This is a genomic window from Psychrobacter sp. G (assembly GCF_000418305.1).
GTDB classification, from domain to species: domain Bacteria; phylum Pseudomonadota; class Gammaproteobacteria; order Pseudomonadales; family Moraxellaceae; genus Psychrobacter; species Psychrobacter cryohalolentis.
In genome coordinates, this window is the sequence record NC_021661.1 from 784,162 (window position 1) to 796,668 (window position 12,507).

Sequence of the window (12,507 nt, forward strand, 5' to 3'; positions counted from 1 at the left end):
ATATGTGAAATTTACTATGAATCTATAAAATTAAACACTTCGTTACACCCATATCACTTATGAGCGCTATAGTGGTCAGATTATTACCCTTTTATAAGCATCTTTTTAAATGCCCTTTGAATAATTTGACTGATATGCATCTTATAATTGTGACAATCAGATTTTGTAGATTAAATGGGTCAAAAAGTTGAATTAAGAAGTATAACTGCAAGGTATGATCTTCATGACGCTATCTTTTAAATCCGCCCTATTGCCAAGTATGCTAGCGATAAGTCTGGCATTAAGTGCTTGCCAAGATGCTTCTGTTCCAACGGATGCAAATCTCGAGTCAGCTGATACCAATGTTAGCACTGCAGATGCTGATATAGCGAATACTAATTCCACGTTAGCTAAGGCAAGCGAGATGAGTGCTGAAGAACAAATGATTGAAAATCTTGCGCGTTATCGTTGGACACTACTTGATATCGATGATAAAAGTGGTGGACCTGTCATAACGACGCTTGTAGATATTAAGAACCAAGTAATGCTGTCGTTTAAACAAAACCAAGGTCATAACACCCTAAATTATGGTGTAGGCTGTAACACTATGAGTGCAGGTTATGAGTTGCAAGGTCATACGTTAACGACAGAAGACAGCATGAGTACCAAAATGCTATGCGAAAATCTAAACAAGGCAGAAAATCGTTTAGATACCTTGATGCAGGGTACTAGTGAGCTCAGTGTCACTGAGGGTGATAACCCAGTCCTAACGCAAGTGACGAGCAATGCGGTCACTTTGACTTGGAAAGGTAGGTTGACGTCACAAGCTAAGTACAATAGTAAAGGTGAGACGGTATTTTGGGCCGTAAATGCCAATGAAACAGTGTGCTCTGATAATAGCTTAGAGATGTGTTTGCAAGTGAAACCAGTCGCTTATAATGATCAGGGTATTAAAGTCAGTGAAGGCAAGTGGTCTGCATTTAATGGTGAGATTGATGGCTATGAGCATGATGGTAAGCATGATGAAGTGCTACGCCTACAACGTTATCAATTAGACAGCGATAAGGTATCAGAAGGTGAAGAGTATGCCTATGTATTGGACGCCGTTATTGAAAGCTCAGTCGTAGAATAGGGCTGATTGGTTATTAACGAATGAATACATCAAGTAGTGACATTAAATATTGATAATAAAAAACACGTGCCATTTGAACGCGTGTTTTATTATGCTTGCTTAATTGTTTTAACGCAAATTACCTAAGTCTTCTTCAGTTAAACGCCAGCGTCCCTTTTTCTTAGACGCACCGCGCCCGCGCATAGCACTATTTAATATCAATTTGTTCATTGAATGGCTTGAGTGCGCATGACAGATGGCGCAGGCAAGACCGTCTGCCGCATCTTGTTGTGGTACAAAATCCAGAGTCAGTATCCGGCACACCATTTCTTGTACTTGCTCTTTTGCTGCTGCACCATAGCCGCAAACGGCTTGTTTGATTTGGCGTGCCGTATATTCTGAAACTTCCAAATCCAGGGCTACCATCGCTGCAATGGCTGCGCCACGTGCTTGCCCAAGCTTAAGCGCTGAATCAGGGTTTTCTGCCATAAATACTTGTTCAATTGCCGTATAAATAGGCTCATCTGCATATTTTAGATGATGCTGAGTAATACGCGTCAAGCCATTAAAAATGCGTTTTAGGCGTTCAGGCATCTCTTTAGTATCTGTACGAATGGTGCCTGAATCAATATAGGTGAGCTTATCGCCCGTTTGTTGAAGGATGCCATAGCCGGTCATGCGTGAACCTGGATCAATCCCAATAATAATTGCCATAGTGTTCCGTCTTACTTACATTTTGTTTTATGGCTTAAAAATTAGCCGTAAGTTTGATAGTATAGCAATCAATCCCCATATACATCACATGTTAGCCATTTTAATTTGCATGGCGCTCAATTTATTGGTTTTTATTTTATAGGACGACACTTTATGGGTCAGATAGTTGGTATTGCCATCGTATGGTTTATTATCGAGATGCTGCTTTGGTATTTGCTTGCTCAATTTACGAGTGGCTGGTTGGTGTTTATTTGGTTTATTATCGCCGCCGTCATCGGTATTTCGCTCCTGCGCAAAGGCATGGCAGCTCTCAACCCAATGGCCCAGCAGATGAAAGCAGGCGGTATGATGAATCCGTCGATGCGTCCGCAAGAGTCAACCATGATCAAAAGTGTGGCTATGGCAGCGGCTGGTATTTTGCTACTCATTCCTGGTGTGCTTAGTGACTTATTGGCGTTACTGGTTATCTTGCCACCCGTGCAGAAAAAGCTCAAAGACTTCGCCAATAATTACGTCATGAACAATCAACAAAAAATGATGGAGATGATGGCCAAGCAGATGGGTGGACAAATGGGCGGCGGACAAAATCCGTTCGGTGGTGCTGGCGGCATGGGTGGTCAAAACCCGTTTGGCGGCGCAGGTGGTATGAATAATCAGAACCCGTTTGGTCAACAGCAAAACCCGTTTGGTGATGTGTTTAAGCAGCATACAACGATTGATGGGACAGCAAAAACCATTCCTAAAGATGTGAAAAAAATCACTAAATCTGCTAATGACGAATAGTTGAATTAATAGACAAGCATAGAAAAAGCCCCTTTCGTCAATGACAAAAGGGGCTTTTTAGTAGCTGTAATTCATTCTTTATAAATATAGTACTTATAAATAAAAAAACTACTAACCGAATATAACAACCGAAGTGCCGCCGCAAGATGGTGACCCATGAACCGTGAAGTTCAGGGCGGATGCGTCACTGCCTCGGCAGGTTTCCTGATACACCGCAAGCGGTGCAGGCATACACAATGAAGCAATAGGTACCACATCCTGGTAAAGCATTATCGGCTCAGGGAATAAACATCTGCTAGCCAACACTTCAGAATATAATTATCTTAACCAATGGTTTGAGTGATTGCAAGTACGATTTACAGATTGCTACGTGAGTTTGATAATTAGCATGATTACCATTACATCATTATTAAATCCTAATCTATTTATATAGTAATCAATTGTTGACTTAGAAGCTCACTTTTCAGCTATTTCAAGATGTGTGCTAATATAGACAACTTTAGACATCCTAATACAGCATTATAGGCGTTCATTCACTTGAGGAGCGGTAATCCATGACCAATACCCAGCAACAATCAGAATCTATCGACGATAATCAGGCACAATTAAGCAAGCAGCAGTATAGTGATAATAATAAGAAAGTGCCGCGTGTATTAATGATATTAGATGGGTTTGGGCATCGTGAAGACGATAAAGACAATGCCATTGCTGCCGCTAATATGCCAAATTTAGATAATATTTATGAGCAATATCCGCATGGATTGATATCAGCGTCAGGAGAAGATGTTGGTTTGCCAGATGGTCAGTTTGGTAATTCAGAAGTTGGGCATATGAATTTGGGCGCTGGGCGCGTGCTTTATCAAGATTCAACTCGTATCTCAAGTGAAGTTGCCAGTCGTGATTTTTATAAAAATGAAGCCTTGGTCGATGCAGTAAAAGCCGCCAATACATTGGGCGGCAATGTTCATATTATGGGCTTGCTGTCAGATGGTGGCGTCCATTCTCATCAAGACCATATTGAAGCAATGTGTCATTCCGCATTGGTACATGGTGCCAAAAACGTCTTTGTGCATTGCTTTTTAGATGGACGTGACACGCCGCCTAAGTCTGCTGATAAATATATCAATCGTCTTCGTGATCATATCGCAAAGCTGAATGCCCATTATGAGAGTGGTCGTGTACAGATTGCCAGTATTATCGGGCGTTACTATGCGATGGATCGTGACAATCGCTGGGATCGCGTGCAAAAAGCTTATGAGCTGATTACTGAAGGTAAAGCGGATCGTTTAGCAACTCGTGCTGATGGGGCAGTGCAAGCTGCGTACAAAGCACGCGAAACCGACGAATTCATTAATCCAACGGTCGTGATTGGACGTGACGAAGTGCCTTATACCGTTGATGACAATGATGCCCTTATTTTTATGAATTTCCGTGCTGACCGTGCTCGTGAGCTTGCACAAGCTTTCGTATTACCGGACCATGAGTTTTCAGGATTTGCCCGCAATAAGCAGCCAAAACTTGCTGCATTTGTGATGTTGACCAAGTATTCTGATGTGTTAGCAGATAATCCTAAAACCAGCATCGCTTATTATCCAACCTCATTGACCAATACACTTGGCGAGTATTTGCAAGATAAGGGCAAGACCCAGTTACGTATTGCTGAAACTGAAAAATACGCGCATGTGACATTCTTCTTTAGTGGTGGGCGTGAAGATGAATATAAAGGTGAGACACGCATCTTAGTGCCATCGCCGGATGTTGCTACTTATGACTTGCAGCCTGAGATGAGCGCGCCTGAAGTGACTGATAGATTGGTGGAAGCGATAGAATCTGGTAAATATGACGTGCTAGTTGTCAATTATGCCAATGGTGATATGGTCGGTCATACTGGTATCTTTGATGCTGCGGTGCAAGCAGTAGAAGCGTTAGATATCTGCGTTGGGCGCGTGGCAGAAGCAGTACGTGCGGCAGGCGGCGATATGCTGATTACAGCAGATCATGGCAACTGTGAGCAGATGCAAGACTATGAAAGCGGTCAAGTCCATACTCAGCATACTACTGAACACGTGCCACTGATTTATGTCGGTGAGAAAAAAGTACAAGTCCGTGGCGGCGGTAAGCTTAGTGATGTTGCACCTACTATTCTGGCCTTAATGGATATCGAAGCGCCGAAAGAGATGACAGGCGAAAGTTTGTTGGTGGCTGCTGGATAATCCAATTATAGTAAGGCGCTAGAAATTTATAGTAGTAGCGTTACATTACTTTCAAAGTAAATTGATATTAAAAGGGAGAGCTATTGATCAGCTCTCCCTTTTTTGTTGCTACATTTTGTCTAACATTTCACCTAAGTTACTTGCAATACTCTCCTATTCTTATAAGGGTGCTTGATGCTATCTTATGGGCTATTATTCAATAATAACCATATAACAATCCTATAATAATGATGGCTTAACTTTGGACAAATTTTCAGGTGATTTTTATGCATTTTAACAATCCTATCAGTCGTACATTTCCATTGACCTCTAAAAGACTCGAGCAGTCAATGAGTACGATATCTAGCTACACTAACGTCTTAAAGCCGACGCTTATCATGGGTTTTCTGGGCTTAAGTATGATTGCTATACCAGCGCAAGCGGCTGTCAAAGATACTGCTGCAGGGCGCAACGCGAGTCGTACGGCAAGCTTACAACTCATCAGTTTAAATGCTGATAATGTACCATTAGATAACGGCGCAGATGATTTATCAGATATTGCTGATATGCTTGAATCTGCTGATCAAGCTGACGATTTAATTGATAGTGTGGCGGATGAAACTGTGCTTAACAATGAATCGCCTATTATTAATACCGACATTCCTGCTGAAGTCGCTCAAGTGTCATTAAATGCTATTTCTCCTGAAACGTTGAAGACCTTTGTGGCTTTGATTGATTTGGTGCGTCGTGAATATGTCGATACGGTTAATGATGAAGAACTGTTTAATAATGCTATGAGCGGTATGTTAACCAAGCTTGATAGCCATGCGGAATTTTTGGACGCCGAAGCTTATGAGAATCTGCGTGCTTTTACGGAAGGCGATGTCGGGGATATTGGCATCAAAGTTGAGTATCAATCAGCCTTGGGCTATTGGGTCATCACTGAGGTGCTTGATGATTCACCTGCCGATAAAAAGGGTATCGCAGTTGGCGATTATCTACACCAAGTCGATGAGTTTAAGCTTGGCGAAGATGAAGAAAGTAACGATATCGAGCAGCTTTTGACAGGCATTGCCGGTACCCAAGTAGATGTGGTGACGTCCAAGGCAGGACGCCGTAAACATGTCACCACTTTACAACGTAATAATAGCCATCCTCAAATTATCGAAACTCGTTTTGTAGATGGTATGGCCATTGTGAGGTTACCAGCATTTCAAAATAATAGCCGTGAAAAACTGCTACAAAGTTTGATCGATTTGGATAAGCCTGTCACAGGAATACTACTAGATTTACGTGATAATCCAGGTGGCGTATTGGCATCCGCTGTGAGCGTTGCTAGCCTATTTATGACAGATACGGATGTGGTACAGATAAAGAGTCGCCAAGCAGATTCCCGTACATTGTCGACTAGAGGTGCAGCATTGCTTGAGGCGTTACCGGTAGTGGTATTGCAAAATCGCTATTCGGCGTCAGCGGCAGAAGTGTTGACCAGTAGCTTGCAAGCGCAAAAGCGTGGCACTGTCTTAGGTGAGGTCAGTTACGGCAAAGGCTCTGTACAATCGGTGATACCGCTTAACGATGAGCAAGCGGTCAAGCTTACGGTTGCCAACTATATGACTGCTTCAGGTAAAAAGATAGATGGTATTGGGGTAGAGCCTGATATTGCTCTATCGGGCAGTGAAAGCACGTGGGAGCAGCAAGCGCTTGATTTATTACGAAAGAAAGCACTTACTTCAGGTATTCGATTTGTACGCTCTGAGAAAAAGCCAGATCCTAAAAATAGTATCATCAAAAACAATACAGCTATAAAGAATGTTATTGAAAAACCAACATCTAAGGTAAAGCTCTAATCTAGTCACAATTTTAAAGCAAATCGTATTATTCAGCTTGATCTTCTGCAATCTCAAGTTTGGTCATACGATAGCGTAAGGATCGAAAAGTTGTCCCTAATAGTTCAGCGGCTTGGGTTTTATTCCAGCCAGTTTGCTTAAGTGCAGTGATAATAAGTTGTCTTTCTTGCTCTTGGAGATAGTGCTCTAACCCTTGTGCTGGTAGCTGACCACTGACGCTGTTTTTTATCGCTATACTGTTTAATATATCAATATTGCCATCAATACTACTGTCGAGATTGGCTACAGAATCGGTCTTATCACTATTTGCGTTCTTGTTTACTGATTCAGCGCGCTCCGCCATTGCTGTCACTGATTGCTGCTCTATTCCTATTGCGGAAGACGATGAGTCGGATATCGTACCGGATATCGAAGATTGCTTCACTGCAGCATAGTGATGAGTCATCGTACGATAAGGGTGCAGATTAGCCGTTGCTTGCTGCGTCGAGACGCTTTTGATAGATGATGGTTCTCTATCGTCTTTATCTATATTTTCTATTGAATCAGATGCGTTATATTCATTGATTTTTTGAGGCATATGAGCCTGTTGATGGACATCTAAGTCAGATAAGCCGAGATGGCTTACATCAATAGTTGAGGTTTCAGCCAAAGTAACGGCACGTTCAAGTACATTACGCAGCTCACGAACGTTACCCGCAAAATCATGCTGCTGTAAACGCAGGCAAGCCTCTGCAGTTAATAAAGGCTTCGACTCCAACTGCCACTCTTCAGCAATCAGCGCTAAAAAATGCGTGGCTAATACCGGTATATCATCGCGCCGTGCATTCAATGTTGGTAATTTAAGCTCAATCACGTTAATGCGGTAATATAAATCCTGACGGAACAACCCTGTCTGTACCAACTGGTTTAAATCTTTATGCGTGGCTGACAAGATACGAATATCGACAGGTACTTCTTTGGTATCACCAATCGCGCGTACGGTTTTTTCCTGAATAGCCCGTAGCAACTTCACTTGCATAGCCAAAGGTAGGTCAGCTACCTCATCTAAAAACAAAGTACCGCCATTGGCTTGCTGAAACAGCCCTTGCTTGTCCGCAACGGCACCTGTAAAGCTGCCTTTTTTATGACCAAAAAACTCTGATTCCATCAGCTCTGAAGGTATTGCCCCGCAGTTGACTGGCACAAAACTGCCGTCACGCCGCGGGCTTAAGTCATGAATGAGCCGCGCAACGACTTCTTTACCTGTACCTGACGCCCCTGACAAAAATACCGGCGCTTGTGAGCGAGCCAATTTTAAAATCGTGTTTTTTAAAGGATGCATTACCGCCGAATCACCAATCAGGCGCTCATCAAGCATCTGCTGTTCAGGTGAGCGTTGCGGCGTGGACTTGGCAGTCAAATCTTGTTGTATTACCTTTAGCGCGTTTTCAACCAATTGCCGTAAGCGGGGTAGCTCAAGCGGTTTATTGACGAAATCAAAAGCCCCAAGCTTTAGTGCTTCAATCGCTAAATCCATACTACCATGCGCTGTAATCACCGCAATGGGCTTACTGGAGCTGGCACTGATATGTTTGACCAACTCTAATCCCGAACCATCAGGGAGTTTTAAATCGGTTAGACAAAAATCATAGTCATTGTCTTGCCAGTACGATTTCGCTTGCGACAATGTATAGGCAACATCACTTTTGATACCCATTTTGGTCAGGGTGATTTGCATCAAACGGCATAAATCTACTTCGTCATCAACGACTAGCGCGGTGGTTGTCATACATCATCTCATTGTTTTCAAGTGCTACAAAAGTATATAAAATAACGCTCTAAGGGTTTATCAGTCTTAATAACTGCATTGGTTACAGGTATTTTTTAATGAACAATATAAAGCCTTTTGTTTTACATTTTCTTTCAATGTTTTTTGAGAAGCAATTTTTTTCTTTAGATAAAAGTTGGACTAACGATGTCATTATGAACAGCAGGAAAAATTAGCCGGAAGCAAGTTTTTTGATGCTCAGGCACATACAGTAAGCGTGCCTGATTGGCTTCACAAAAGGCTTGTGATAAATATAGCCCAAGCCCTGTGCCTGATTGTTCGGTGGTGAAAAACGGATTAAATAAAGCGCTTAAATCATCTGCATTAACACCAGTACCGCCATCCAAAACATCGATTATAACATCGTTATCGGCACAATAAATTTCGATTTCCACAAAGGCATGAGGGTGGGCGTAACTACTATAGCGTAAACCATTATTGATTAAATTGATGAGTACCTGCTCTAACTGATGAATATCAAAAGAGATGGTAGGCTGGGTAATAATATGTAAAAAGACATCGTGTCCTTTAAAGTAATTGTCTAAAAATACAGGCATCCAATCAGCAAGGATAATGGTTTGTTGATTGGCCGTTTGCTGACGCGACAGTTTTAATACGTCTTCGATAATGCGATTGACGCGTTTTGTTTGCGAAAATATCATTTTGTAAAGCTCATGATTGCCAGTCATCTGGCTATTTATATCATTATTAGCGAAAGGACTTAGGGCATTGTCATTGTCCATCTCGCTTTCTATAACATCTTCTATTAGCAACTGGCTAGCTTGAGAAATAGCTGCCAAAGGGTTTCTGATTTCATGAGCGATACTGGCGGTCAACTGTCCAAGTGAGGCGAGCTTTAATTGTTGCGCACTGGCTTGTTCACGGCGTAAATCCTCTAATATAATGAGTTTACTGTCGTCTTTTAACGGAATAATATCGACACGCAGCTTGCCAATGATAGAAGAGTTGGCAACAGCAGGCAGCTCATAAATAAAAGTACGCGTTAGTCCTGCGGCTACCGATAAGCAGGCATTAAACAATTGCAGATGTTGTTGACCAAGTTGCTGCTCAAAAGCGGCTACTGGTTTTGACTTATTGTCATGACGGCTTGGGATGCTAAGTAGCTGATAAGCCGCAAGGTTGGCTAAGACCACTTGTTGGTCATCAATGACGATGACACCATTGACCATTTGAGAGATGACTTCTTGATTGATGCTATTTAAACGCTCGACTTCTTTGGCATGGCGAACCGCCACTTTTTCAAGCTGTACCAAGCGCTGCGATATCGACCAGCTTAGACCTCCTACTGCCAAAAAGCTGGCTGACATGAGTAGGGCATTGCCTAAATTTGCCAAACTCATACTATTGGCAATGGCATAAAAAAACTGCTGATAAATCACAAAAATAATGGCAAGCAAAGTAATAATTAATGCTTGTGAGCCATGTAATAACATAAAGCTTGCGGCTACCACCACCATATATAGCATGGTCAGCTGCAAATCAGGTGCGCCAGCGGTATAAAGCAGTAAGCTTAAGATAATGACATCTAGCGCCAACCCAAAAGCCAGCTGTCGGCGCATATGCTTACCAACGGTATAAAATAATCCCAGCAAGATTAAACTTAGCAAAACGTAAAAACTGAGAACGGTTTGCTGCAAGAAACTTGGCAATGATGGGTTGCCATCCGTGCGAACCGTAATATATACCATCAGCATAAAAAACAAGCTGACGATAAAGCGATAACTGCTATAAATCATCCCCAGTTTGCGTAACTGCGGCACAGGCAAAATATCATCTTGCTCTAGATAGTCAGTAATAATAGCAATAAGCTTGGAGGCAGATTTGGCAGGATTCATGGATTAATAACTAATGTTCTTAATGAAAGAGGAACTTGATAATTAGGGCTGAATAAGACCATGACGAATCGCTAAATGCGTCAATTTCACATCACTATCGACATTTACTTTTTCATAAATGCGATAGCGATAGGTGTTAATGGTCTTCACACTGACAAATAACTGGTCTGCGATTTGTTGAGGACTTTGACAATTAACCACCATCATTGCTACTTGCTTCTCACGATCACTGAGCAAATCAAAAGGAGAGTTGGCATTATCAGATAATAGTACGTCAGCTAATTGTTCAGCGACGTCTTGGCTAAAATAGCGTCCACCTTGATAGATTTTTTTGACCGCTCGTATCATCTCATCAAGCGGTGTGCCTTTAGTAATATAGCCATTGACGCCCGCTTTAATCAACATTGAGGGATAAGGTTGAGCTGACATACTACTAACCGCCAAAATTTTGATACCCATATCCAGCTGAATCAAGCGTTTGGTTGCTTCCAGACCGCCGATATTGGGCATATTTACATCCAGTAATATCACATCAGGACGCAGCTGTTTTGCCATCTTTATCGCCATATCACCGCTGTCTGCCTCGCCGACGACTTCGATATCGGCACTATCTGCCAACATACGGCTAATGCCCATCCGCACCAAATCATGATCATCTACTACTAATACTCGAATCATAGTTATACTCTTTTCTATCTATCAGAATAAAGGGTGCACTGCTAAATTTAAGTCATCTTAATCAATCTATTTGACCAACAACACTCATTTACGCATAAAAAAGCCAATATTAATTGCTTTATTTGGACAGTAGAGACGCAATAAGGTGTCTACCAGCGTTAATGTAATGCTATATTGCGCTAATGTTAACTAATATTGCTGTAACATCAAGTAAGTGTAGTAAAATTTGAATGTGGCACTGAAATGCCATCTAATTGATTTAGTACATTAAACTTAAATGTAAACCATGATACACTAAAAATACAAAAACTCTATGTGAGTATCTACAAACACACCTATAAACGCTACGTACGTAGTTGGCGTCAGTCAGTATGTCACTGATGACAGCACGTAAGCAGGAGGCAGAATGAAGCAACTACCATTAACCAAACAGCAATTAATCGCTGCTATGATTTCATTGAGTTTGGGCAGTGTCGCACAAGCCGCACTTACAATTAATGGTAGCGCTAGCTCTGAGTCTAGTGCTCGCCTGAGCTGGGGCGGTGCCGATAGCTTGTCTGAAGCGCGCAGTATCATGTCTAGGTCTGGCAGCAGCTCTACGATTAAAAAAATAGATAACGGTTCTGGTACAACCAGTATTACCAATACGACCAGTTTTGGTAGTAGTAATAACAACAGTTATAATAATGCCAATAGCTACAACACCACTTATCGCGGTAGTTTTGGTAACAGTAATATGATTCCGATCAGCACCGATTCGCGCAGTGTCGCGGTTATTGATGCAGAAACCGGTGAGTCAATTTATCAAAAAGATGCGGATATCGCGCGTCCAATGGCCAGTATTACCAAGGTAATGACGGCTATCGTGGTACTTGATGCCGGCTTAGATATGCGTGAAGAGCTAACACTTGATCCAGAAGATTTCGTTGGTCCAAAGCGTGCCAGCTCTAACCTAAAGTCAGGCGATCGTCTCAATCGTGCTGAGATGCTATTAATGGCATTAATGAAATCAGAAAATCCTGCAGCAAAAAGTCTTGCCCGTAATTATCCGGGTGGCTATAGCGCCTTTATACGCGCGATGAACCGTAAAGCACAAGAGCTTGGTATGAGTACCGCTTTCTTTGGTGACCCAACTGGTCTGGATAAGCGCAACGTTGCTTCCTCAAATGACTTGGTTAAAATGGTTCGTGCGGCTGGTAACTATGACGTGATTCGTCGTTTCTCAACCACTAAGAGCTATGATTTTTTTGTCTCTAACTTCTCAAGTGGTAACCGCACTTATAAAGCCAATAATACCAGCAGCTTAGTTCGTGATGGTAGCTATCCTATCGGCATCTCAAAGACAGGTTTTATCAATGAAGCAGGGCGTTGTGTTGTCATGGAGACGCGCGTCAATAATCGTCCTGCTATTATCGTAATTTTGGGTGCCAATAGCTCAGCAACGCGCTGGGGTGATGCCAAAAATATCTTAAATAGCTTGGCAACACGCCGCACGGTATAAGATTACAGCGTTGAATGAGCAGTATCAAAAGACATT

The 12,507-nt window shown here is 42.1% G+C and carries 9 protein-coding genes and 1 other RNA gene; 5 read left to right on the top strand and 5 right to left on the bottom strand.

Annotated features, from left to right (window positions below):
* Nucleotides 1-223: 223 nt before the first annotated feature.
* Complete coding sequence (locus PSYCG_RS03395) at nt 224-1,111, top strand: META domain-containing protein (protein WP_020442938.1); 888 nt, start codon at nt 224-226, stop codon at nt 1,109-1,111.
* Between the two features lie 108 nt (nt 1,112-1,219).
* On the opposite strand, the gene ruvC is transcribed toward PSYCG_RS03395, so the two are convergent.
* A complete protein-coding gene (ruvC, locus tag PSYCG_RS03400) occupies nt 1,220-1,804 on the bottom strand; it encodes a crossover junction endodeoxyribonuclease RuvC (protein ID WP_011513021.1) in 585 nt (194 codons plus the stop codon).
* Nucleotides 1,805-1,957: 153 nt separating this feature from the next.
* On the opposite strand from ruvC, the gene PSYCG_RS03405 reads away from it, so the two are divergent.
* On the top strand, nt 1,958-2,587 hold the full coding sequence (locus PSYCG_RS03405; RefSeq protein ID WP_020442939.1) for an FxsA family protein: 630 nt from the start codon (nt 1,958-1,960) through the stop codon (nt 2,585-2,587).
* 121 nt (nt 2,588-2,708) lie between these two features.
* On the opposite strand, the gene ssrS is transcribed toward PSYCG_RS03405, so the two are convergent.
* A non-coding RNA gene (ssrS, locus tag PSYCG_RS13185) (6S RNA) lies at nt 2,709-2,904 on the bottom strand.
* Nucleotides 2,905-3,141: 237 nt separating this feature from the next.
* Here ssrS and gpmI point away from each other — a divergent pair.
* Nucleotides 3,142-4,800 carry a 2,3-bisphosphoglycerate-independent phosphoglycerate mutase gene (gene gpmI / locus PSYCG_RS03410; RefSeq protein WP_020442940.1) on the top strand — a complete coding sequence of 553 codons (1,659 nt, stop codon included), beginning with the start codon at nt 3,142-3,144 and terminating at the stop codon, nt 4,798-4,800.
* A 266-nt stretch (nt 4,801-5,066) separates the two neighbouring features.
* On the top strand, nt 5,067-6,629 hold the full coding sequence (locus PSYCG_RS03415; RefSeq protein ID WP_020442941.1) for a S41 family peptidase: 1,563 nt from the start codon (nt 5,067-5,069) through the stop codon (nt 6,627-6,629).
* Nucleotides 6,630-6,657: 28 nt separating this feature from the next.
* Here the strand turns inward: PSYCG_RS03415 and PSYCG_RS13700 are convergent, their stop codons facing one another.
* From PSYCG_RS13700 to PSYCG_RS03430, 3 genes are all read right to left on the bottom strand, one after another.
* Nucleotides 6,658-8,397: a sigma-54-dependent transcriptional regulator gene (locus PSYCG_RS13700; RefSeq protein ID WP_020442942.1), complete on the bottom strand. Its 1,740-nt coding sequence runs from the start codon at nt 8,395-8,397 to the stop codon at nt 6,658-6,660.
* Nucleotides 8,398-8,561: 164 nt separating this feature from the next.
* Nucleotides 8,562-10,292, bottom strand: coding sequence for a sensor histidine kinase (locus tag PSYCG_RS03425; RefSeq protein WP_020442943.1), 1,731 nt, complete (start codon nt 10,290-10,292; stop codon nt 8,562-8,564).
* A 42-nt stretch (nt 10,293-10,334) separates the two neighbouring features.
* On the bottom strand, nt 10,335-10,970 hold the full coding sequence (locus PSYCG_RS03430; protein WP_011513027.1) for a response regulator: 636 nt from the start codon (nt 10,968-10,970) through the stop codon (nt 10,335-10,337).
* A 406-nt stretch (nt 10,971-11,376) separates the two neighbouring features.
* On the opposite strand from PSYCG_RS03430, the gene PSYCG_RS03435 reads away from it, so the two are divergent.
* A complete protein-coding gene (locus tag PSYCG_RS03435) occupies nt 11,377-12,471 on the top strand; it encodes a serine hydrolase (RefSeq protein WP_020442944.1) in 1,095 nt (364 codons plus the stop codon).
* The last annotated feature ends 36 nt before the right edge of the window (nt 12,472-12,507 follow it).